Annotated in this window: 19 protein-coding genes; 9 read left to right on the top strand and 10 right to left on the bottom strand. The window is 66.5% G+C overall.

Features of this window, described 5'->3' with window-relative positions:
• Positions 1-50: 50 nt before the first annotated feature.
• The 7 genes from N7590_RS17405 to N7590_RS17435 form a co-directional block, all read right to left on the bottom strand.
• The gene (locus N7590_RS17405) at positions 51-1,073 is read right to left on the bottom strand and encodes a magnesium and cobalt transport protein CorA (protein ID WP_014036582.1); all 1,023 of its coding nucleotides are present in this window, start codon (positions 1,071-1,073) and stop codon (positions 51-53) included.
• A gap of 6 nt (positions 1,074-1,079) precedes the next feature.
• A complete protein-coding gene (locus N7590_RS17410) occupies positions 1,080-2,282 on the bottom strand; it encodes a DUF4105 domain-containing protein (RefSeq protein WP_053509881.1) in 1,203 nt (400 codons plus the stop codon).
• A gap of 62 nt (positions 2,283-2,344) precedes the next feature.
• Positions 2,345-3,226, bottom strand: a complete 882-nt coding sequence (locus N7590_RS17415) for a transporter associated domain-containing protein (RefSeq protein ID WP_005408827.1) — start codon at positions 3,224-3,226, stop codon at positions 2,345-2,347.
• Positions 3,227-3,290: 64 nt separating this feature from the next.
• Complete coding sequence (locus N7590_RS17420; protein ID WP_080374995.1) at positions 3,291-3,899, bottom strand: hypothetical protein; 609 nt, start codon at positions 3,897-3,899, stop codon at positions 3,291-3,293.
• The gene (locus tag N7590_RS17425; protein ID WP_164241051.1) at positions 3,899-4,507 is read right to left on the bottom strand and encodes a hypothetical protein; all 609 of its coding nucleotides are present in this window, start codon (positions 4,505-4,507) and stop codon (positions 3,899-3,901) included. The genes N7590_RS17420 and N7590_RS17425 overlap by 1 nt, the downstream gene beginning before the upstream one ends.
• A 52-nt stretch (positions 4,508-4,559) precedes the next feature.
• Positions 4,560-5,045 carry an rRNA maturation RNase YbeY gene (gene ybeY / locus N7590_RS17430; RefSeq protein WP_053449273.1) on the bottom strand — a complete coding sequence of 162 codons (486 nt, stop codon included), beginning with the start codon at positions 5,043-5,045 and terminating at the stop codon, positions 4,560-4,562.
• The gene (locus N7590_RS17435) at positions 5,042-6,028 is read right to left on the bottom strand and encodes a PhoH family protein (RefSeq protein WP_006429312.1); all 987 of its coding nucleotides are present in this window, start codon (positions 6,026-6,028) and stop codon (positions 5,042-5,044) included. The genes ybeY and N7590_RS17435 overlap by 4 nt, the downstream gene beginning before the upstream one ends.
• Positions 6,029-6,406: 378 nt before the next feature.
• Between N7590_RS17435 and N7590_RS17440 the strand changes: the two genes are divergently transcribed.
• Positions 6,407-9,589, top strand: coding sequence for a type VI secretion system Vgr family protein (locus tag N7590_RS17440; protein ID WP_080375968.1), 3,183 nt, complete (start codon positions 6,407-6,409; stop codon positions 9,587-9,589).
• Positions 9,590-9,731: 142 nt separating this feature from the next.
• On the opposite strand, the gene N7590_RS17445 is transcribed toward N7590_RS17440, so the two are convergent.
• A complete protein-coding gene (locus N7590_RS17445; protein ID WP_279935758.1) occupies positions 9,732-9,893 on the bottom strand; it encodes a hypothetical protein in 162 nt (53 codons plus the stop codon).
• A gap of 13 nt (positions 9,894-9,906) precedes the next feature.
• Between N7590_RS17445 and N7590_RS17450 the strand changes: the two genes are divergently transcribed.
• The 6 genes from N7590_RS17450 (at position 9,907) to N7590_RS17475 (ending at position 19,446) form a co-directional block, all read left to right on the top strand.
• Positions 9,907-12,891 (top strand): phospholipase D-like domain-containing protein, encoded by a 2,985-nt coding sequence (locus N7590_RS17450; protein ID WP_279935759.1) that lies wholly within the window; start codon positions 9,907-9,909, stop codon positions 12,889-12,891.
• Between the two features lie 80 nt (positions 12,892-12,971).
• Positions 12,972-14,426 (top strand): hypothetical protein, encoded by a 1,455-nt coding sequence (locus N7590_RS17455; protein WP_164241054.1) that lies wholly within the window; start codon positions 12,972-12,974, stop codon positions 14,424-14,426.
• A 274-nt stretch (positions 14,427-14,700) separates the two neighbouring features.
• Positions 14,701-16,068 carry a hypothetical protein gene (locus tag N7590_RS17460; RefSeq protein WP_164241055.1) on the top strand — a complete coding sequence of 456 codons (1,368 nt, stop codon included), beginning with the start codon at positions 14,701-14,703 and terminating at the stop codon, positions 16,066-16,068.
• Positions 16,069-16,436: 368 nt separating this feature from the next.
• Positions 16,437-17,393, top strand: a complete 957-nt coding sequence (locus N7590_RS17465) for an HlyD family efflux transporter periplasmic adaptor subunit (RefSeq protein WP_164241056.1) — start codon at positions 16,437-16,439, stop codon at positions 17,391-17,393.
• 20 nt (positions 17,394-17,413) lie between these two features.
• Positions 17,414-18,337: an ABC transporter ATP-binding protein gene (locus N7590_RS17470; protein ID WP_164241057.1), complete on the top strand. Its 924-nt coding sequence runs from the start codon at positions 17,414-17,416 to the stop codon at positions 18,335-18,337.
• Entirely contained in the window at positions 18,334-19,446 is a 1,113-nt protein-coding gene (locus tag N7590_RS17475) for an ABC transporter permease (RefSeq protein WP_279935760.1), read from the top strand. The genes N7590_RS17470 and N7590_RS17475 overlap by 4 nt, the downstream gene beginning before the upstream one ends.
• A 73-nt stretch (positions 19,447-19,519) precedes the next feature.
• Here the strand turns inward: N7590_RS17475 and miaB are convergent, their stop codons facing one another.
• Together miaB and N7590_RS17485 are read right to left on the bottom strand one after the other, a co-directional pair.
• A complete protein-coding gene (gene miaB / locus N7590_RS17480) occupies positions 19,520-20,935 on the bottom strand; it encodes a tRNA (N6-isopentenyl adenosine(37)-C2)-methylthiotransferase MiaB (protein ID WP_053449280.1) in 1,416 nt (471 codons plus the stop codon).
• Between the two features lie 106 nt (positions 20,936-21,041).
• On the bottom strand, positions 21,042-21,662 hold the full coding sequence (locus N7590_RS17485) for a glutathione S-transferase family protein (protein ID WP_008264796.1): 621 nt from the start codon (positions 21,660-21,662) through the stop codon (positions 21,042-21,044).
• Positions 21,663-21,742: 80 nt separating this feature from the next.
• Here N7590_RS17485 and N7590_RS17490 point away from each other — a divergent pair, with 80 nt between their 5' ends.
• Both N7590_RS17490 and N7590_RS17495 read left to right on the top strand, forming a co-directional pair.
• The gene (locus tag N7590_RS17490) at positions 21,743-22,711 is read left to right on the top strand and encodes a YafY family protein (protein WP_049456550.1); all 969 of its coding nucleotides are present in this window, start codon (positions 21,743-21,745) and stop codon (positions 22,709-22,711) included.
• A gap of 46 nt (positions 22,712-22,757) precedes the next feature.
• Positions 22,758-23,609 (top strand): lytic transglycosylase domain-containing protein (locus N7590_RS17495; RefSeq protein ID WP_279935761.1); only part of this gene is annotated, 852 nt, incomplete at its 3' end.

Here is a 23,609-nt window from a genome sequence, read left to right on the forward strand (position 1 = left end):
ACGGTCGTGGCCTACCGGTTTGGTGGGTATCGACCGTTGGTCGATACGCTCTACAGCCACTTGGCGCGTTTGAACAACCGGTACAACCCCACGCACACGCCGCCCACGCCGACGATCATCAGCGGGTAGGACCACGGTTCACTCAGCTCCGGCATGTGGCTGAAGTTCATGCCGTACCAGCTGGTGATCAGCGTCGGCGCGGCCAGCAGGGCGGCCCAGGCACCGAGGCGCTTGACCGTCTCGCCCTGCGCCAGCGTCACCAGCGACAGGTTCACGCTCAGCGCGGTGCCCAGCATTTCGCGCAGGGTGTCGATCACATCGCTGATGCGCACGGCGTGGTCGTGTACGTCGCGCACGTACAGCTTCACTTCGTCGGGGATCAGATCGCCCTGGTAGCGGCGCAGCTGCGCCAGCACGTCCTGCAGCGGCGCCACCGCCATCCGCATCTTGTTCAGTTCGCGCTTGAGCTCGTACAGCCGCACCACGGTGCTGCGCTTGTAGTTGTCAGCGAAGATGTCCTTTTCCAGCAGGTCCAGGGTGTCGCGGAAGCGATGCACGATCGGCAGGTAGTTGTCGACCACGAAGTCGGTCACCGCGTACAGGCAATACGACGGGCCCATCTTCAGCAGTTGCGGCTCGCGCTCGACGCGCGCGCGAACCGGCGCGTAGGACAGCGATGCACCATGGCGCACCGTCACCAGGAAGCGCGGGCCGAGGAAGGCATGCGTTTCGCCATACTGGATGCGCTCATCGACCATCTGCGCGGTGGTCACCACCACGAACAGCGAATTGCCGTAAGTCTCGACCTTGGGCCGCTGGTGCGCGTTGCGCGCATCCTCGATGGCCAGGTCGTGCAGGCAGAATTCCTCCTGCAGTTTCAGCAGGACATCGTCGTTGGGATCGTACAGGCCCACCCAGACGAAGCCGTTGCCACTGGCAATGACATCGCTGATGGCGTCCAGGCTGATGTCGTGGCGTTTGCCCTCGTCATCGTAGTGGACGCAGTTGATGACGCAGGCGGGGTTGGCCGAGGCAGGTGCGGAAGCGGAGGCGGGCAATGACATGCCCGCCATCGTGCGTCAGGGGCGTGTTTCGGACAAGTGAGGACGACGCCCCAGCACCCACGCCAGGGCGACGTGCACCGGCAGCAGCAGCACGATCCACTGCACGTTGTACTGCGCCTGCAGGCTCAGCCAGTGCAGTACCAGCGCGGCCACGGCCTGTACCGCCAGCAGCCACAGCACGATCCTGAACATGCGGCCCGGCACGCGCCGGCGCAGCACGGCGATCGCGCCCGGCAGCAGCAGCACCGCCAGCGGCGAAAGCAGCAGCAGGTTACGGTTGGCCCAGGCGGCGTAGTGGGTGCTGAAGCCCCACAGGAACACCAGCAGGCTGCCGGCGATGGTACACAGCAGCCAGAACGGCAGGGCCAGCCCGGCCAGCAGCCGCGGGCGGCTGCGTAGCGCCAGCACGCCGGCGGCGATCACCAGGCCGCACAGCAGCCACGGCCACCAGCGGCGCGCGAATTCCTTCGGTTCCGGGTCGATGCGGTGCGGCAACAGTTCCTGTTCGGACTGCACCAGCGGTCGTCCATCGCTGTTGCGTGCCTGGCGCAGCGCATCGGCCAGACGCATGGGTACGAACGCTTCCTGCCAGCGCGACAGCGGCTGGTCGGCGAACGGGCCGAGGCCGACGTCGAAGCCCAGCCACATCCACGCTGCCGGCGAGGCCAGGCGCACCGATTCACTGCGATAGGTGTTGCCGCGCGAGCGCCCCGACAGCTGCGATTGCAGTCCGCCGCCCAGCGCCTTGTCCACGGTATCGCGCACCATCGTGGCGCAGTTGGCGGTGTAGTAATCGTAGTGGTAGCGCGCGTTTTCCGGCTTGGCCCGCTCGGCCAGGTCGGCGGCCAGCGCTCGCGCCTGGTCCGGGCGCAGGTCCAGCCACTGCACGCTGGCGCCACGGCCGGTCTCGTCGTAGTACGACAGGTCCTGCTGCAGCGGCAGCGCCACCAGGTAATACATCATGTCGCCGCGCACGAAGCGGCTGATGAAATCATCTTCGGACGGATCGAAGTAGCCGAAGTTGTACGAGGTCGCTTCGCCGCTGGCCGGATCGATCACGACGATGGCGTCGTGGCCGAAGCGCTCGAAGAACACCGTGCCCGGCTGCATGGTCACCACGCCGATGCGCGGGGCAGGAGCCTCGGCGCTGGCAACGGGTGCAGCAGGTGCGGGTGTGGTTGCCGCCGGCTGCGCGGAGGCGGCCAGCGGCAGGACCATGGCCAGCACGCACAGTGCCAGCCACACCGTCAGGCGCAGTGCCAGGTTGGGGGCACCGCGCTTCAAGCGTCGTCCTGCGCGTCCGGCGGCAGCACGGTCACGTGGAAGGCCTGCACCCGACGCGCATCGGCGCGGGCCACGCGGAACATGAAACGATCCAGCGCCAGCTCGTCACCGACTTCCGGCAGGTGGCCCACGGCCTCGGTGACCAGGCCACCGATGGTGTCGTAGTCCTCGTCGGAGAAGGTGGCACCAAAGCGCTCGTTGAAGTCGCCGATCGGAGTCAGCGCATCGACCACGTACTGGCCGTCGGACTGGATGGCGATCTGCGCCGACGGATCCTCGGCCTCGTCATGCTCGTCGTCGATCTCGCCGACGATCTGCTCCAGCACGTCCTCGATGGTGACCAGGCCGGCGACACCGCCGTACTCGTCGACCACGATGGCCATGTGGTTGCGCGACAGGCGGAATTCCTTCAACAGCACGTTGAGCTTCTTCGCTTCCGGAATCAGCACCGCCGGGCGCAGCAGCTCGCGCACGTTGGCCGGGCCGTTGTCGGCCACCACGCCGCGCAGCAGGTCCTTGGCCAGCAGGATGCCCAGGATGTCGTCCTTGTTCTCGCCATGAACCGGGAAGCGCGAATGGCCGGATTCGACCACCTGCTTCATCAGTTCCAGGAAGGGCGCTTCGACCGGCAGCGAGACCATCTGCGAGCGCGAGATCATCACGTCGCCCACGGTCAGCTCGGCCACCGAAATGGCGCCTTCCATCATCTTCAGGGTGTCGGCGGCGATCAGCCCCTCTTCCTGCGCGGTGTGCAGGACCGCGACCAGCTCGTCGCGGGTGTGGGGTTCGCCGGAGAAGGCGGACGTCAGGCGTTCAAGCCAGCCGCGCTTCTTTTCACTGTGCTCCGCAGGGGAGCTACTACTGTCGTCTTCTGACATCTCTGGAAAAAAGGCACCCGGCAGGCCGGGCGTTGGCCCCAGTCTAGCAGGATGTGACGGCCTGTCAGTGACCGTCGCTGCCGGGCCCGGTGATCGGCGGCGGGGCCAGTTCAGGCCGCGCGGGGGCTTCTTCCTCGGGCAGGTCCAGGCTGTAGGTGCAGCCGGCCAGGGTCTTGCCGGGATGGGAGGCCACGGTGGAGACGCTGAGGATGATCGACTCGATCTGGGCCTCACCGGTCTTCGGGTCGGTCACATCACGGCTGACCAGTTCGCGGCCGGCCATGAACTTGCCGTCCTGGTCGTAGCCGGTTTCCAGCCCCAGCCGCTTGGCCAGCGGCCGTGGGTCGGCCTGGTCAAGGACCGCCATGATGCTGGCGCCGGCCACCGCCACCCGCTCGGTGGCCACGCCGAAGACGGTGATCGGCTGGGCCAGCCGGTACTCGCTCATGAACTGGTTGCCCTGCGGCAACGGCTGCAGGCCCAGGGCCACGGCCTTCAGCGGGTCGGCCAACAGCGGCGCCAGCGCACCGAGATCGGCCACGCGCTGCCGGCACTCGATCAACGCCGGCAGGTCCAGGCTGGAGGCGAAGGCAGGCGGAGCGGCAAGGGCACCCAGCAGGATCAGGCAGCAGCGCAGTGACACGGGCGGTATCCGCAGGCGGTGGGGCGCCATCATAGCCCCGAGGAACGGGTGAACGGCCGGGTGATACGGCGGGCGACTCCGATCATCACTGCACGCAGCAACATCAGCGGCAGGGTGATCAGCACCGACAGCATCGCGAGGTGGAGCAGCCCCGCGATGGCCCAGGCCACGGTCGGCACCAGCCCAGCGTCCATCAGCCAGGGCACCGGGTTCGGCCCGGCATTCCGGATCAGCATCATGTAGACCGCGGCGAGTACGTACAGCACCAGCAGCGAGGTGCGCGAGGCATGGAAGAACGGCAGCCCATTGGCGGGCCGGCCCAGGCGCCGTTGCAGCATCATCCGCCACAGCACGGGCAGCGCCAGCGCACCCGCCAGCATCAGCAGCATCGAGATCGTCAGCAGGCCGGGGCCGTGTGCGGGCTGCACCCGGTCGTTGAGGTACGGCCCGATCATGCCGATCGCCAGCCCTGCCACCAGGCAGAGGGGCGACAGCAGCGCCAGGCTGCGCAGCAGCCAGTGCTGCCCGGTGGGATCGGTGGTAGCGATGCGCCGGACGGTGCGCACGCCCAGCACCAGCAGGGCGGCGAAGAGGCCGCCCACGATCAGTAGCGTGATGAAGCTGCCTTGCTGGATCATCCTTGTTCCTCGTGTTTTCTCTATGGACCCGGGGGATGGCCGCCCGGCCTGCTCAGCGCTCGCCGGCGTACGGATCGGCGATGCCGAGCTCGGCCAGGATCTCGCGCTCCAGCTGTTCCATCGCCTCGGCTTCCTTGTCGTCCTCGTGGTCCCAGCCGAGCAGGTGCAGCACGCCGTGCACGGTCAGGTGCGCGTAGTGGGCATTGAGCGCCTTGCCCTGTTCATCGGCCTCGCGGGCCACTACCGGTGCGCAGATCACCAGGTCGCCGAGCAACGGGAACTTGACGCCCTTGGGCAGGCCTTCGGGCATTTCGGCCGGGAAGCTGAGCACGTTGGTGGCGTAGTCCTTGCCGCGGTAGTGGCGGTTCAGCGATTGCCCCTCCTTGGCGTCGACCACGCGGATGGCCAGGTCGGCCTCGCGGATGCGGCCCTTCAGTGCGGCAGCCACCCACTTGCGGAAGCTGACCGCCGCCGGCAGGCCGGTGCGCGGCAGGGCGTAACTGACGGCGACGTCCAGTCGCACGGGACCACGGGTCATGGAGTTGCTCCAGGCTGGATCTGATGCAGGTCGCGGCGGTCGTAGGCGCTGACGATGCGCGCGACCAGCGGGTGGCGGACCACGTCGCGGGATTCGAAGAAGGTGAAACTGACGCCCTCGACCCCCCGCAGCACATCGATGGCGTCACGCAGGCCGGAGCGGACGTGCTTGGGCAGGTCGGTCTGGGTCAGGTCGCCGGTCACCACCGCGGTGGAACCGAAGCCGAGACGGGTCAGGAACATCTTCATCTGCTCGATGGTGGTGTTCTGCGCTTCGTCCAGGATCACGAACGCATCGTTGAGCGTGCGGCCGCGCATGTAGGCCAGCGGCGCGATCTCGATGACGTTCTTCTCCAGCAGCTTGACCACCTTCTCCACGCCCATCATTTCATACAGGGCGTCGTACAGCGGTCGCAGGTAGGGATCGACCTTCTGGCTCAGGTCGCCGGGCAGGAAGCCCAGCTTCTCGCCGGCCTCCACCGCCGGGCGCACCAGGATCAGCCGCTGCACGCGCGATTCATTCAGCGCTTCGACCGCGCTGGCCACGGCCAGGAAGGTCTTGCCGGTACCGGCCGGGCCGATGCCGAAGTTGATGTCGTGGGTGGCGATCTGGTGCAGGTAGCGGCCCTGGTTGGCACCGCGTCCGCGCACCGTGCCGCGCTTGACCTTGATTGCCACGTCCTGCGCTTCGTAGGAGCGCTCGGCGATCTGCTCGACGTTGGCCTGGGCCAGGCGCAGATGGATGGCATGGTTGTCGAAGGTGGTCTCGCCGGCCTCGGCGTACAGCGCCTCGACCAGCTTCTGTGCTTCGACGATGGCCTCTTCCGGTCCGCTGATGCGGAACACGAAGCCGCGGTTGGCGATCTCCACGCCGAGCTTCAGCTCGATCTGTCGCAGATGCCCATCAAACGGACCGCATAGGTTGGCCAGCCGCTCGTTGTCTTCCGGCGACAGGGTGAAGTCTCGATGCTCGATGCTTTTCATTGATCGGGTAGGGCGGAAGCCTTGCACCACAGTGGATTCAGGCAGCAAGGGTAGCGCGCGGCAGGGTCACACGGCCAGCGCCGGGCGTTTTCCACATGGCGTGTGGACCGGGCTGGAAGAAAGCTGTGGATAGACACCTTCGTCCCTTGTGCCACAGGCTCCATGAGCCGATGGTGAAAAAAACGTCATGACCGGCGGAGAGGGGGGGCGCGCGCCGGAAACTTGACGGCGGCCGGGTCGCGGATGACTATCAGCCCGGAGCCCCAAGGGAACAGGGTCTTCCGCGAGGATCGGCGCAGCGCGCTGCCCGGCCCGTAGCAACGCGGAAGTGGCAGGTAGGCCATCGCCAGGGCAGGAGCGCCCGGCACAGGAAATGACATGGATGCTTCACTCGCGCATGCCGCGCTTGCTTCGCTGGTCGGGCTGGAGCCGGACCATCAACTGCACCGCCTGCGGGCCGATGGCCTGCCCCCTTTGTTCGTCGAACAATGGTGGGGCCATGAATGCCTGGCTGGTGGATTCGATTACTGGGTGGATGTGCTGCATCCGGACGCGGGCCTCGCGTTCGGTGAATGGCCGGGTCGCGAGGCGGCGCTGGTCACCCGCCTGGACGATGGCCAGGACCATCTGCGCTGCGGGTATGTTGCCGCTGCCCATCGGCTGGACAGCGAGGGCGGCCTGGCGCGCTATCGCCTGCACTGTGTCCCATGGACCTGGCTGCTGGGGCATGCGCGGCACAGCCGCGTGTACCAGGAACGCACCGTGCGCGACATCGTCGAGGACGTGCTGGGCGGGCATGGTGAGTTGGCCTGCTGGCGTTGGAGCGAGGACGCCATGGCCGCTCTGGCCGAGGCGCCGGCGCGCAGCTACTGCGTGCAGTATCGCGAGCCGGACCTGGCCTTCGTGCAGCGCCTGCTGGCCGAAGAGGGAATTGCCGGCGCATTCGAGAGCGACAGCGGCGGGCGGCTGACCCTCGTGCTGTTTTCCGACAGTCGAGCGCAGCCGGAGAACCCTCAGTCCGCCCGCGATGGCGGCATCCGCTTCCATCGCAATGACGGTACCGAAGCGGCGGACACGCTGCAGCAGCTGGGCGCACGTCGCCTGCTGGGCAGCAACCGGTTGTCGCTGGTCACCAGCGATTACCGGGGGCCGGTGCTCCGCCATGTCCAGTTGCCGTTGCAGGCGGGCGGCCAGAGTCCGCGCGAGATCTACGACCCGGTGGGCGCGCATGCCTTCGCCCAGGCGGCCGATGGGCAGCGCCGGGCGCGCCGGGTAGCCGAAGCGCACGAGGCGGGCCTGGCCGGTTGGCTGGGCACCGGCAGCGTTCGAAGCCTGCAGGCGGGCCGCTTCATCCGCGTGCTGGCGGCCGGAACCGCCGCCGCCCCGACCCTCCTGCCAACCGAAGTACTGCACCACGGGTGCAACCCGCCGCCGATCACGCAGGGGCGCGGGCAGCGGCGGGCCGAGCCACCTGCGCCCTGGCTCGCGGCCAGCGCAGGGCTGCCGGGAGCCCCGCTCGAGGCGTCCTCGGCGTTGGGCTACGCCAACCGGTTCCGGGCCGTCGACCAGCGGCAGCCATGGCGCCCGGTACTGCAGGACGGAACGGGGGAGCGCATCAACCCGCGGCCGCTTGCACCGGGCTACCAGACCGCCCGGGTCATCGCCGGCGATGGCCGGAGTGACGCCGATCTGCATGCCGACAGCCAGGGCCGGGTCCGGGTGCGCCTGCATCTGCAGGGGGCCACCGACGCCGAGGCAACGTGCTGGATGCGGGTGGCGCAGCGCTACGCCGGGCCAGGCGTGGGTTCGCAGTTCCTGCCGCGCGTAGGCCAGGAGGTGCTGGTCGGCTTCCTTGAGGGCGACATCGACCGGCCGCTGGTGCTGGGCGCGCTGTACAACGGCCGTGGTGATGCCGGCGCTGCTCCCACGCCTGCCGGTGCGGCTGCAGCCGGTAGCGACGCAGGCCTGTTCGGCCAGGCCGTCGACAGGTGTCCGAGTGCGCAGGGCAATGCGGCCGGCGGCCACGCCCCTGCCTGGCATGCGATGGCGCCCGGTGAAGACCAGCACCGGCATGCCGGTGCCTTGTGGGGCATCCAGTCACGGGAGTGGTCCGGAACCGGCTACAACCGCCTGGTATTCGACGACTCCGATGCGCAGCTGCGCCTGCAGCTGGCCAGCAGCCATGCCATCAGCGAACTGAATCTTGGCCACCTGCGGCACCAGGCCGACAACCATCGCGGGTCCCTGCGCGGCGAGGGCGCGGAACTGCGTACCGATGCCTGGGGCGCACTGCGCGCCGAGCGTGGCGCATGGCTGATCGCGCACCCCCGCGCCCCCGCTTCGCCGGCCGGTGAGGCCGTTGCCGCCAGTGCGCTGCTGCAGCAGGCGTCAACCCTGGCCGGGTCCTGGCACGCGATGGCGACCACCCACCGGGCGGTCGGCATGGCCAGCCACGCTCCGCCGGAGGACAGCGCGGGCCTGGCGGGCCTGCAGCGGGTCGCGCGCGCCAGCGTGCCCGGGCAGGACTACGCACAGGCCCGCGCAGGTGGTGAGGGTCGGCCCACCGGCGGCGCCGTGCCGCATACAGAAGAGCCCATGCTCGGGCTGCACGGCCACGCCGGCCTGGCCATGGTGGCCGGGCAGGCGCTGCAGTGGAGCAGTGCCCGGCATGTGGTGCTGGCCAGTGGCCAGCACAGCGATGCCAGCGTGGCCGGTAGCGCGCGCCTGCACGCGATGCAGGCCGTGGGCGTGCTCGCGGCCAGTGGCCGGACCTTTGCCGGCGAGGCTGCATTGAGCGTCGTGGCAGGGCAGGCGGCGCTGGACGTCCGCGCCCAGTCCGCGGAGATCAACGTGCAATCGCGTGCCTCCCTGCGTGCGGCCAGCGCCCAGGCGGCCGTGGAACTGGCCGCGCCGCGCACCCTGCATATCGCCACCGCCGGTGGTGCCAGCCTCACCCTGGAGGGCGGCAACCTGGTGGTGAACTGTCCCGGCACCATCACCGTGCATGCCGGGCAGAAGTCCTTCGTCGGGCCCGCGCAGCTCAGCTACGCGCTCCCGGACATGCCAACCAGCACCCTCAGCGAGCAGATTCCGAAGCTGGCCTTCCGCTTGCAGGACATTCCTGGGCCTCAGGGGCATCCGCTGGCAGGCCAGCCCTGGAAGATCGTGCGTACCCGCAGGGCGCTGGACGAGGACATGCGTGATGGCGCGCTGGTACCGGGCAACTGGGCCGAGACCGTTGCCGAAGGGCAGGCCGACGAGCAGGGCGACGTCAGCCTGGACGACGCCCTGTGCGCGAAGATCTGGAACGATGCCGGCCGGTTCCCGGGGCGGCTGTTCCTGGTGCATGGCATCGACGTGATTCCCCTGCAGCGTCCGCGCCCCTACAGCAGCTCGCCAGGCGTGCGCGCCACCATGGACACGCTTGAAGCGATCAACTATGGCAAAACCCTGGCCGACCTTCCCGATGATGCGGCGCTGTATGCCTACCGGCAGCGTGCCGAGTACGAGTTCCAGTCGCATATCGACGCCGACCCGGCCCAGCGCAAGGAGATCCAGTGATGGCAGACGGCACCAAGCTGGGCAGCGTCCCGCATACCGCATTGACCTGCCTGGACGGGCAGAAGGGCACCAGCAGCGGTGACTACTACGCGCCACCGGACCGCCAGTTCGCGCCGGTGCGGCGCGGCAACAAGGTTGACGCCTACACCGATGGCCGCTCGGCGATGAAGGCGATGGCCGATGCCATCCGCGGCGCGCAGAAGTTCATCTTCATCGCCGACTGGCAGATGAACTTCGACACCGAGCTGGACAGCCGTGGCGGTGCCCACGCCAGCCGACTGAGCGAACTGCTGTTCGACGCCATCAACCAGCGCGGCGTGGATGTGCGGGTGCTCCTCTACGACAGTGTCGAGGCGGCGGCCTACACCCACGAAAACGAGGCGCGCACGGCCCTGTACAAGATGCAGGATGCCAACACGCCGGGGCAGGTGCAGGTCGGCCTGCACAACCCGGCCACCGGCCGCACCGATGCCTTCAACATCGCCTTTTCGCACCACCAGAAGATCCTGGTGGTGGACGGGAAGATCGGCTTCGTCGGCGGCCTGGACATCGCCCACGGGCGCTGGGACGACGGCAACTTCGACGTGGTCTGCGACCCGACGCTGCATGTGCTCAATGACCACTACAACAACTGCCTGAGCAAATTCCGGGGCATGACGAGGGCTGAGCAGGACCTGACCCTGGACAAGCCCGATACCAGCCCGGACGCGGTCGGCCGTGTCCGCCCCGGCTTTGCCCAGGCATACGTGCCGGGCCTGGCCATCGCGCTGGACCGGATGAAGGCGCAGTGGGATGCCGGCGCCGCACTGGCCGAACTGCAGGACTATGCGGACAAGCTGGGTGTGCCGGAAGCGCTGGAACGCGAAGGCATCCGCAAGCTTGCCGAGATGGTCATTCCGGGCATGGAAGAAGCGGTGAAGGCACAGCGTTCGGTCGCCAAGACCTTCCTGGCCATTCAAGGGTGGTTGACCGAGATCGAAAAGGAATACGCCGACGTCATCGCCGCTTCCAACCGGGCCGCCGACGAGGCGGTCAAGCTGAACGTCGGCGAGGCCGCCGCCGCTGCAGGGCGTGCAGTGGAAGGCTTCACGAAGATCCAGGCGAAGAAGTTCGGCGAGTGGGTCGATGAGCGCAAGATCGCGATCAAGGACGCCATTCTGGGCCCGATCAAGACGGCCACCACGGTCGTGGGATACGTGCGTGATCCTGACTCGCTGGTCACGGACGCCAAGGCCAAATATGCCGAGATCGAGAACAAGTTCAACAAGGCCAAACAGGCGTGGGAATCGCTGGTGAAGTGGATCAACGAGCCGGTGGATCGCATCCAGCGTCTGCTCGACAGCGGCCGCCAGCCGCGCATGCCGTGGCAGGACGTGCACGCGCGCCTGCAGGGACCGGCGGTGTTCGACATCTGCCGCAACTTCATGCACCGCTGGAACGCCATGGTCTGGCAGAACCAGCGCGGCGACCGTGAAATCGGCACGGCGGTGCGCAAGGTTCTGAACCGTGGCATCCGCGGTGCCAACGACTGGACAGGCGCCGGCCTGCCGGAGCAGACCACGCTGGCACGTGGCATGGAACTGACGCCGTTGAGCGATCAATGGCTGCAGTCGATGGGCGGCATGCAGGCGTTGTTCGGTGACCTGGCCCGGCCGGGCACGGCCGGCGACGTCACCGTACAGATCGTGCGTTCCTCGGGTACGGCATTGCATGCGCTGGAGAAGAAGGGCTGCAAGGAACTCGGCCTGAATCTGGACGATGCCAGTTGCCTGCAGCCGTACTGGGAGCGCAACCAGCCGATGCATTCGATCCTCGATGCGATGGTCAACTGCATCGCCTCGGCGCGCGCCTTTGTCTACCTCGAGACCCAGTTCCTGATTTCCGAATGCGGATGGTCCGACGCTGAAGCCGGCAGGACGGTGGAGACGGCAATCAAGGGCGGCGAGCGGCGGCCCATGACCAAAGCCGAAAAAAAGAAGGCCGGCTACGTCGACAAGGGCGTGGCCATGAGTGGGCCCATCGGGAAAACCGGCGTTGTGCAGGACCTGGTGAAGCGCAAGCAGGGCGTGAAGTCAGCGGCCAGCAACCCGCTGGTGGCGGCCATCGCTGCGCGCATCCGCCGCGCCATCGTGGCCGGACAGGGCTTCCATGTGTACATCACCTTGCCCGTGCATCCGGAAGGCAGCCTGTTCGATGGTGCCGTGCTGAAGCAGCAGTACTGGGTGCAGCAGACCCTGTTGCGTGGCGACGACAGCCTGATCCGGCGCATCTGCCGTTCGCTGATCGCGCGCGACAAGGACATCCGCGAGGCGAGCGTGGAAGAGGCCGACCTGCAGGCAGAGGTGAAGGCCGGGCGCTGGAAGGAATACCTGTCGGTAATGAACCTGCGAAGTTATGGGGTCCTGGCCGACATCAACCACAAGAACCACTACGCACCGCATACGATCGGCGCCGACCAGGCCACCCCCTTGTACGTGGTGACCGAGCAGTGTTACGTACACTCCAAGCTGATGATCGTGGACGACGCCGTGGCCATCATTGGAAGTGCGAACTGCAACGACCGCAGCCTGCTGGGCACGGGTGACACCGAGATCGCCGCAGTGATTGTGGATGGTGCGGCCAAGTCGATGGACCTGGGCAATGGCGTGCAGGTGATAACCCGGAAGTTTGCGCGGGATCTACGGATGAAGCTTTGGAGGAAGTTCCTGGGGGAGGAAATCCAACCGTTGCCGGAAAAGAAGGACAAGCCCTACAGCGCTGTTGAATCTGCGGCATTGTATCTGCCTTGGTTCGATATTCAGAGCCCCAGTATCAGGATCGAGAACCCGGCGAGTCCCGCTACGTGGAAGGGGATTAGGGTGCGAGCGGATTCCAACGCGACCACGTACGAGCGCGTTTTTACCAACGTCCCTCGCGATTCGTTTCGGCGGTACGATGCCGTATTCGGAGGGTTTTCGTCTGCGGGTCTGAGTGACAAGGGACATGTCAAGCGCATGTTGTATGCACAACCACCTGACCTGCAGCCAGAATTCATGCAGGAACATAGTGTCGTGAACGACTATGTGACCAGCGCGGTGGGACGGCACAATGTGGGAAAAGCTGTGGAGGCGCTGAAGGCGGGCGAATCACGCGTCAGAGGCTTTTGGGTGGCGATGCCGCTTTTGTGGGGCAACGGCATGGATGACCCCGCCGCAACAATGCCTAACGAGATCATCGCAGCGCTGCCCCTCGGGACTGACCTGCGAGGAGGTACGATGCTGGCGAGACAAAGTGTCGACGAAGGACATGGAGAGCAGGTTTGAATAGATTTACTGTCCCTAGAGTCATGGCCTTTTTCGGTGCAGTATCCTGCGCAAGCGCCGCCTTTGCTGACTGTGCGCCGATGAATGGCGACCTGAGTGCGTCGCCGGATAGAAATGTAGAGATCCGCTTCAGTCCGGAACCCATTGATCGATTCCACATAAGTCTGAGTCGAGCGAACGAGGTCGCACCATTCATCCGCATTGGCGTCTATCCGGAGGTCACAAGACTGGAGAACAAGCCTTTCAGTTCCGAAGGTGGAACGATCTTCTATCTAGAGCCGGGCCCTCAAGGGCCGAGGCTCTGCCGGGTGGAGGAGTGGAAGCGAAGAGTGCAAAAGGTGAGTAGCGATGATGCGAGCTCGCTTCCTGCAATCCAGCGGATTCTCCCGTACTTCGAACTTCGGCAAGTTCGCACCATTCACTATGATCCGTCTGGTCTACTTGTATCCAGTCGAAAGATTGATGCGAATGCGCGTGGTAGCACAATTTTTTGTGCGCTCTATGATAAGGAAGGCAGAATTGAAGTGGCAAATGAAAGCTCTGAGACGGATGTTTCAGGTAGTCCGGGCTTTCAGTGTTCGCAGCTTCGCGATGGGCCTGTAAAGAAGGTTACTAGGTATTTCGCCTATCGAGCTGATGGATTCTTGGCTTCGGATATAACCAAGATGGCTACGCGCAAGCCTGGGGAGGGCGCGGGGCAAGAAGATGTCGGTTTTGGAGCCGAGGCCACGGATGGTGCCTGGTACGCGCAAGGAGATTTTTACTTCAATGATGGCAACGTCCACCGCCGCGTTGGTGCATCGTTTCAGATGAGCGATAAGCGAGGGCTTACTGGTATACAGAGTGAATCCTTTGCCATCGCGTCATCCGACGCGACGCCCGTCTTTGAGCAACGCAGTCGGGATGAAGGTAGGGAGTTGAACTACACCTTCCCTGGAGAGCGTGTGTCGCCAGATGTGCTGAAGGGGCAATTTGACAGCGTAACCGCATATACGCGTGTTCGTGAGTATTTCCACCGCACGGGACAGCGCATCTTCGAGATTTTTGCTCCGGGCGCAAAGCACCCTCGGGAACGCCAGTGGCGCACGCTGGATCTGAATCGGCAGGAAAACTACGACGCAAATGGCAAGCTCACGCGCGTGATCCTGTCCGGCCCTGTCCCTGGTGACGCCTACACCGAGAACCTGCGCGCCTACGCCGACAAGGGCGTATTGAAGCTCACGCCCCTCACCAACGGCTACAGCTCTTACCGCGTGTACGACTACGACGCTGCCGGTAGAGAGACCCTGTCGTTCGTGTGCTGGCGCTACGAAGTCTCGACCAACAAGCCCTACGCCCATTTCCCCTGGTGGGAGCCCGATCCTCGGCCCAAGCGCAGCCGTGAAGCCGAGCTGCAGTACGCCAGGACGCAGGTCGGTACACGCTGCGGCACGCCGGACGGCAAGATGAGCGTGGAGGGAATGGGCCCGGTGAAGAAGCTGATGGAAACGAAGTATGGCTTTGGTACCACGAAGCTCGGTTTGCCGGGCGAATGACGAGTAATGGGCTTTACGTACAGGATGCATGCCAGGAGGCAGTCATATGAAGTCGATGGGTACGAGACCTCCGCAGAAGCGGGGGTGGTCAGTGGCGGGGCGGCGGGCAGGGGGCGTAATGCTGGCGTGTGCCGTGCTCAGCCCCTCGGCCTGGGCCTGTGGGGATAAGGTGGCAAACGATCCCTGGGTTTCCCCTTGGAAGATGGAGTACATCAGCGTTCTGACGTCCCCTCTGATCGATGACTATGCAACGGAGCTGAGAGAAGCATCGCCCATGGCCGATGGTCGCCTCTCGCTTCCGCAGATCAGGCTCAGTCGTTCGAATTCGGCGTCACGCACGCTTCCCTTCTCCCTGCTGGGTGGGAGCATTGTGTACGTCCAGTCGGAAGACGGGGCCGGTGAACGTGTCTGCCGCGAGGAGCTGTGGCAGAGCCGGAAATCTGGTAGCTGGAATTCGGAAACGGGCGGCTTGGTGTCCCGCGAAGTGCCTTTGTCCCCTCCTGCCGCCGTCGAGATTGATCCTTCAGCGAGAACAGCGGCTGCCGGACTTCTCCGGACGATATCCAAGGACTTCGTGCTCGCCGAAGCGCGTGATTATCTCTACGACGACCAGGAACGCCTCGTCGAGATCCGCAAGCACGGGCGTGGACCGGATGGCATGTTGTTCAGCCAGACATTGAACTGCATGAAGTATGACAAGCACAGTCGCCCGACATGGTCGGCGCAGCCAACTCCGGCCAGTCTGCGTCAAGGTGGAGAGGGATTGACCTGTGATCAGATGGATCAAGGCAACGCCCTGGTGCAACGATATCTGCTCGACGATGATGGCCGGATGTATGCCTCCGTCAGATCAACGCCGCCGTCGCCATCGATGGGGCGGAATGTCATGGCATCGGTCAGGGGTACGTCCGGGTGGACCGGCGTTGCGGAGTACATAAGGCCGTCCGAGCGGAGCGTCTACGGATATGAGACCTATGCGATGGCCCGGATGGATCAGCAACTGGGGGTTTACGCGATCAACAGCATCGAAGGGGATCTGTTGCCGGCCGATGCGCAGCCTCTCTATCAGGATGCCGTCACCCGGCTGGGCGTGAAGGGTGCAGACCTGCGGTACGACTTCGTCAACGTCACCATTCCCGCCGAGGTGGGAATGAATGGGTTCTCGCAACTGTCGACCTATCCCCGGATCCGTAGTCATCGCGTTGCGGAGAAGATGCGGGTTCACGAAGTGTTTGATGCAGATTCCCACGCACTGCGTCGGCGGGCCTGGGCCAGCGATTCCGGGCCGGTCTATCGCCAGGAGGATTACGATAAGGCTGGACGCCTGGTGCAGGTCATCAATGGCGGGGTGAATCCTGACGTACCGATGCCGGAAGACACCATCGCTGCAGACGGATTCGATGCGCGCGTGCTCCAAGGGTCGGGCAAAGGTTACAGGGTGTTTCACTTCGACCGGCGAGGACGTCCCGAGCGCGTGCTGGTGTGCGGGAAAATTGCAGCAGGCGCGGAAGCTGGCGATGAAATGCACTGCGGCAAAGGTGATCGTAGCGTTGTCGTCTACCAGAACAACGAGGTCAGTGGTTTCCTGAAGGATGCCTATGGATGGCGTGACCGGCCTCTGGCCGCAGGCTCTCCGCTCTGACGTCGCAGCTTTTCCACATCCGCTGTGGCTTCCCGTGCTGGTGGGATCGGCGTTCCAGCGGGATCCGATCTGGGCAATCAGGCCACCACAACGGGCGCGCAGCGGGGTGCTCAGCGTTTTGGTGATCACCCCACCGCGCGATCCATCCTGCCGCCGGCGCACGTTCCATTGCCAGGCGAGCAATCCGGCCATCCTCCTGCCGCTTTTCCACACCCGCTGTGGAATGATGCCGAATCAACCTGTGGATAGGTGGACCAGACCCTGACGGCACAAGGCCTGTCAGGGCGTGGTGAAAAAACCGCCAGGGAGGATCGGCATCATCGCGGGTGCACGGGGCTGATGGCACCGTAGCGCCGTCGCTGGAGGGGATGGTCATGGGCAACGGCATGCGTGGGTTCGGACTGGTGGGCCTGGCCCTGCTGGCAGGCTGTGGCCAGGCGCCACCGACTGCGCTGGGAACGCTGGAATGGGACCGGGTCACCGTGCCGGCACCGGCGGCCGAAGTGATTGCAGCGGTGGAGGTGCGCGAAGGCCAGCAGGTCAAGGCCGGCACCGTGCTGATGCAGTTGGACCCGGCCCGCGGTGACGCCCAGTTCGCCGCCGCACAGGCCGACACCGCGCGCGCGCAGGCGCAGCTGGAAGAACTGAAGATCGGCCCACGGCAGGAGCAGATCGCGCAGGCCCAGGCACAGCTGGCCGCGCTACGCGCGGAGTCGGTGGAAGCCAGTGCCTACTACCGGCGGGTGCAGCCGCTGGCACGCCAGCGCCTGATCGCCGCGGCCGAGCTGGACCGCGCACGGGCCGCCGCCGGCAACGCTGAAGCCAGCGTGCGTGCCGCCGAGCAGTCCTGGCTGGAACTGGTGCACGGCAGCCGCGCGCAGGATATCGCCCAGGGCCAGGCGGCGGCGGACGCTGCGCAGGCGCAGCAGGTGGTGCAGGGCGTCAACCTGCAGAAGCTGCAGCTGCGCGCCCCCCGCGATGGCGTGGTCGACGCCTTGCCCTATCGGCAGGGCGACCAGGCGCCGATCGGCGCACCACTGGCGGTGATGCTGGTCGGCGAGCGCCCCTATGCGCGCGTCTACCTGCCACAGCCACTACGGTTGCAGGTCAAGGTCGGGCAGGCCGCGCAGGTGCATCTGGAAGGGCACGCCGCTGCGTTGAAAGGGCATGTGCGCTCGATCCGCAGCGAGCCTTCATTTACGCCGTACTACGCGTTGACCGGCGATGACGTCGCGCGGCTGAGCTACCTGGCCGAGATCGAAGTGGACGAGGCGACCGACATGCAGAAACTGCCGGCCGGATTGCCGGTGCGGGTGAGCTTCTGAACACCGGCGACGACATTGCCGTGCATGCGCAGGGCCTGACCCGGCGCTTCGGCGATCTGCTGGCCGTGGACAATGTCGACCTGACCGTGCCTCGCGGCCAGGTCTACGGCTTCCTCGGCCCGAACGGCTCGGGCAAGTCGACCACGATCCGCATGCTGTGCGGCCTGCTGGAGCCGAGTGCCGGGCAGATCGAGGTGCTGGGCCTGTCGGTGCCGGAACAGGCCGAGGCGCTGCGCCGCCGCATCGGCTACATGACCCAGCGCTTTTCGCTGTACGAAGACCTGTCGGTGCGCGAGAACCTGGAGTTCCTTGCCGCGATCCAGGACCTGCCGCGCGCGCAGGCCCGGCAGCGCGTCGATGCACTGTTGCAGCAGTATCGGCTGCAGGACCGGCAGCCGCAGTTGGCCGGCACGCTCAGCGGCGGGCAGAAGCAGCGCCTGGCCCTGGCCGGTGCCGTGGTGCACGCGCCCGAACTGCTGTTCCTGGACGAGCCGACCAGCGCGGTCGACCCGGAATCGCGCCGCGATTTCTGGGAGGCCTTGTTCGAACTGGCCGACGCCGGTACCACCGTGCTGGTGTCGACCCACTACATGGATGAAGCCGAGCGCTGCCACCGTCTGGCGATCCTTGATCGCGGCGCGCTGGTGGCCGATGGCACGCCGGCCGAACTCTGTGCGCGGTTGCAGGGGCGCACGCTGCAGGTCACCTCTTCGCAGCCACGCCAGGCCAGCCGCGCGCTGGCCGAACTGCCCGGCGTTCTGAGCGTGGCGCAGATCGGCACGCAGCTGCGCGTACTGTGCAGTGAAGACGCGGCCGACATGTCGGCGCTGCAGCGCGCCTTGGCCGGTGCCGATCCACAGGCGCATATCGAGGCAGTGGCGCCGAACCTGGAAGACGTGTTCGTCGCCGCCACCCGCGGTCGTGGCCGGGAGCCGGCGGCATGAACCTGCGCCGGCTGTGGGCGATCATGCTCAAGGAGCTGCGCCAGCTGCGCCGCGACCGCATCACGCTGGCGATGATCGTCGGCATTCCGGTGATGCAGTTGCTGCTGTTCGGCTATGCGATCAACCTCAACCTGCGCCATCTTGATGCGGGTGTTGCCGACCAGGCGAACAGCGCGGCCTCGCGCGCGCTGGTGCAGGACATGGTCGCCACCGGTGTGATCACCCCGCGCAGCGAAGCCTACAGCCCGGATCAGCTGATGCAGGCGCTGCGCCGCGGCGAGATCAGCGTCGGCATCGTGGTGCCGGCCGATTTCGAGCGCCGTCGTTTCGATGGGCGCGAAGCGGTGCAGGTGCTGGTCGATGGCAGCGACACCGTGGTGCAGAGTGCGGCGATCCAGCTGGCGCAGGTGCCGTTGGATACGCGCCCGACCAGCAACACGCGGCCGCTGCGCGAAGGCAGCATTGCCAGCGGCCAGGTCAGCGTGACCAGCTTCTACAACCCGCAGCGGCGCTCTGCGGTGAATATCGTCCCCGGCTTGATCGGGGTGATCCTGACCATGACCCTGGTGATGTTCACGGCAGTGGCGGTGGTGCGCGAACGCGAGCGCGGCAACATGGAGCTGCTGATCGCCACGCCGGTATCGCGCAGCGAACTGATGGTGGGCAAGGTGCTGCCCTATGCGGCCATCGGCCTGCTGCAGACCACGCTGTTGCTGGTGCTGGGCACCTGGCTGTTCCAGGTGCCGATCCGCGGCAGCCTGCTGGACATCTACCTGGCCGCGGTGCTGCTGGTGCTGGCCAACCTGGCGCTGGGCCTGTTGATCTCCACGCGCGCGCGCTCGCAGTTCCAGGCGATGCAGATGACGCTGTTCCTGTTCCTGCCGTCGATCCTGCTGTCCGGCTTCATGTTCCCGTTCGCCGGCATGCCACGGCCGGTGCAGTGGCTGGCCGAAGTGCTGCCGCTGACCCACTTCCTGCGACTGGTGCGCGGCATCATGCTGCGCGGCGCCTCGCTGTGGGAGCTGTGGCACGACGCGCTGGCGCTGCTGGCCTTCATCGTGGTGATGATGACGCTGGCGATCCTGCGCTTCCGCAAGCGCCTGGATTGAAGCATGCCATCCGGTAGTGCCGGCCGCTGGCCGGCATCAATGCCGGTAGGTGCCGACCGTTGGCCGGCACGCCTTATTCCGCCACCACCCGCGCGCGCAGCGAATTGGTCAGCGCTTCGGTGATCACCACGTCCACGAACTGGCCGATCAGGCGCGCCGGTGCCGGGAAGTTCACCGAACGCATGTTCTCGGTCTTGCCGGTCAACTCGTTCGGGTTCTTGCGCGACGGGCCTTCCACCAGCACGGTCTGCACGGTGCCAACCATCTTCTCGGAGATGCCGGCGGCGTGCGCATTGATGCGATCCTGCAGGCGCGACAGGCGCGCGTGCTTCTCCGCATCGCTGATCGTGTCCTCCAGGTCCGCGGCCGGCGTTCCCGGTCGGCGCGAATAGATGAAGGAGAAGCTGTGATCGAAGCCGATGTCCTCGATCAGCTTCATGGTCTTCTCGAAATCGGCATCGGTCTCGCCGGGGAAGCCGACGATGAAGTCCGAACTGATCGAGATATCCGGGCGCACCGCGCGCAGCTTGCGGATCTTCGACTTGAATTCCAGCGCGGTGTAGCCGCGCTTCATCGCTGACAGCACGCGGTCGCTGCCGGCCTGCACCGGCAGGTGCAGGAAGTTGGCCAGCTGCGGCACGTCGCGGAACGCGTCGATCAGCGAATCGCTGAACTCCAGCGGGTGCGAGGTGGTGAAGCGGATGCGGCCGACGCCGTCGATCTCGGCGATGGTGCGGATCAGCAGGCCGAGGTCGGCGAATTCGCCATCGCCATACGGGCCGCGGTACGCGTTGACGTTCTGCCCGAGCAGGTTGATCTCGCGCACGCCCTGCGCGGCCAGCTGTGCCACTTCAACCACCACGTCCTCGAATGGACGGCTGACTTCGGTGCCGCGGGTGTAGGGCACCACGCAGAACGAGCAGTACTTGGAACAACCTTCCATGATCGACACGAAGGCCGAGGCGCCCTCGGCGCGCGGTTCCGGCAGGCGGTCGAACTTCTCGATCTCGGGGAAGCTGATGTCCACCTGCGGGCGCTTCTGCTCGCGGCGGGCGCGGATCAGTTCCGGCAGGCGGTGCAGGGTCTGCGGACCGAACACCAGGTCCACGAACGGCGCGCGCTTGATGATCGCCTCGCCTTCCTGCGAGGCGACGCAGCCGCCCACGCCGATGATCACTTCACGGCCCTTGTTCTTCAGGCCCTTCCACACGCCCAGCTGGCTGAACACCTTTTCCTGCGCCTTCTCGCGGATGGAACAGGTGTTGACCAGGATGACGTCGGCGTCATCGGGACTGTCGGTCAGTTCCAGGCCATCGCTGGCGGCAAGCACGTCGGCCATCTTGGCCGAGTCGTACTCGTTCATCTGGCAACCGTGGGTCTTGATGTACAGCTTGCCTTTCACCTGGTCGGGCTTGCGCGGACCGGCGGGCAGGGCAACGAGCGGGGTACCGCCGGGGGCGGGCGGAAAGACGTCTGGCGTCCCGGTCATGGCGCTTAATCCATTCGGGTGGCGGGAAAGCGGGCAATTCTACCCGCATCCCGGCCCTCCCGCCGTCCGCCGGTGGCTGGTCGGCCCCGGCGGGGGCGCGACGCGATTACGCCGCCGCCAGCTCCGCGTCGATCTGCCGCGAGCGGTCGAACGCCGTCATCGCGCTGATCCGTTCGATGTAGGCGGCCGTTGCCGGTGCCGGCTGCACCAGGCCGAAGGCACTGGTCCAGGCCAGCGCATTGCCCCACAGCACGTCGGCGGCGCTCATCGTCTCGCCCAGCAGGTACGGTCCCTGCGCCAGCTGGGCCTCGATCACCTGCAGCACGGTCTCGGCGTCGTTGTACGGCGACATCAGGCGCGGCGGCGGCTCGCGGTGCATCGCCTTGTCGATCATCGCCGGCTCGAAGCAGGCACCGTAGAAGGCCATCCAGCGCAGGTAGGGCCCGCGCAGGGCGTCACCGATCGGCGGTGCCAGCCCCGCTTCCGGGTACAGGTCGGCCAGGTACAGGTAGATCGCCACCTGTTCGGTCACCAGCGCACCGTTGTGGACGATGGCCGGCACCTTGCCCATCGGGTTGATGGCCAGGTAGGCCGGGGCCAGGTTGGCGCCGGCCTTCAGGTCCAGCACCTGCATGCGGTAGTCGGCACCCAGCGCTTCGAGCAGGGCCACGGCGCCGCTCGAGCGTGAACGGGCGGCGTGGTACAGGGTGATCTGGCGTGAGGTCATGGCATTGCTCCTTGCGGTGGGTGGTGAACTGGAGGCCATCCTGGGGCACTATTGCGGACGACTTCTGTCCTCGTTCCTTCATGCGCCATACCGCCCATCGACTGCTGCGCCTGATCGCCCTGCTGCAGGCCCGCCGCCAGTGGTCGGGGGCCGAATTGGCCGAACGCATGGGCGTGGACCGGCGCAGCATCCGCCGCGACATCGAGCGCCTGCGCGAACTGGGCTACCCGGTGCAGGCCTCGGCCGGGGTCGGCGGTGGCTACCAGCTGGGGGCCGGTGCGCCGGTACTGCCGATGCTGCTGGACGAAGAGGAAGCAACCACCCTGGCCATCGCCCTGCGCGCGGCCTCGGCCACTGTCGCCGGCATTGACGACACCGCACGCGGCCTGTTGTCCAAGCTCGATCCGCTGGTGCCAACCCGTCGCCGCCAGCAGGCCGGCGAAGTGCATGCCGCCACCGCCACGCTGTCGGACCTGCCGGCCACCGATGCGCGCCTGCTCGGACGGCTGGCCCAGCACTGCCGGCAGGCCTCGCGGCTGGCCTTCGAGTACCGCAGTGCGCAGGACGCAGTCACCCAGCGTGAGGTCGACGCCCAGCATCTGGTCAACTATGGCCGCCGCTGGTACCTGCTGGCCTGGGATCTGGGCCGCCAGGACTGGCGAACCCTGCGCGTGGACCGGATGGGCGCGGTGCGCGAATGCACCGAGCCGGGCCTGCATCGGCGCACCCCGGCGCCGCCGGATGTGATGGTGCGGCAGGCCGTCAGCCAGGCGCCGTTCGCGCTGCAGGCCATCCTGCGCCTGGCCGGCAGCCATTCCGAGCTGGAAGGCCGGATTCCGCCGTGGTGCGGGGTACTGGAGGCCGATGGCACCGACCATTGCCTGCTGCGGATGGGGGCCGAGAGCCGCGGCATGATGCTGGCGCAGATCCTCAGCCTGGACCGCGTGCCGGTAGCGCTGTGGACCACGCCTCCGGAGCTGCGCGACGAACTGGCACAGCGCCTGGCGGGCCTGGGCCAGCTGCTGGCTGTGCCGCCGGTCACAGCCTGAGCCACGTCGCTTGGCAAGCCCCGGCGAAGCTGGGACACTCGCCGCCATGAAGGGGATACTGGGGACAACGGCGATCATCATCGCTGCGCTGACCGCTGCGCCGGCCAGCGCCGGAACCCTGTACAAGTGCCAGGGCGCCGACGGCGTCACCAGTTATGTGAGCAAGCGCGTGGCCGGCGCCGTCTGCAGCAGCATCAGCTACAGCCGCGATACCCGCCCGGCGCCGCGCCCTGTGGTGACCGCGCCGAAACCCGCGCCAGCCACCACCGTGGCCAGCATCGAGCGCAATCCGGTTGCCGTCGCGGCCAGTGCTGCGACGCCCGCAGTGGCTGCACCCGCACCCGCACCTGCACCTGCACCCGCTTCCGTGCCCACGGCCGCAACCGCCTCGCGCGGTGGGCGGATGGTCAGCGGCCAGGTCTATTCCTTCATGAAGGATGGCGTGCGCCACTACACCAGTGCGCGGCCGACCCAGGTGGCCAACCTGGGCCCGGTGCGGACCATCCGCTACAGCTTCATGGAGCGCTGCTACGCCTGCGGGGTCAATCCGCGCGTGGACTTCGGCACGGTGCGCCTGAACACCACGGCGTTCCAGAGCGAGATCACCTCGGCCGCGCGCGAGTTCGGTGTTGAGGAGGCCGTAGTGCGCGCGATCATCCACGCCGAATCCGCCTACAACCCGACCGCGCTCAGCCGTGCCGGTGCGCAGGGCCTGATGCAGCTGATGCCACCGACTGCCGCCCGCTTCGGCGTCAGTGATTCCTACGACGCCGGGCAGAACATCCGCGGCGGCGTGCAGTATCTGGCATGGTTGCTGAAACGCTTCAATGGCAACCTGACCCTCGCGGCAGCCGGCTACAACGCGGGCGAGGGCGCGGTCGACCGCCACGGCGGCGTG

The sequence above is a fragment of the Stenotrophomonas sp. GD04024 genome, assembly GCF_029837545.1.
Classification (GTDB): Bacteria; Pseudomonadota; Gammaproteobacteria; order Xanthomonadales; family Xanthomonadaceae; genus Stenotrophomonas; species Stenotrophomonas forensis.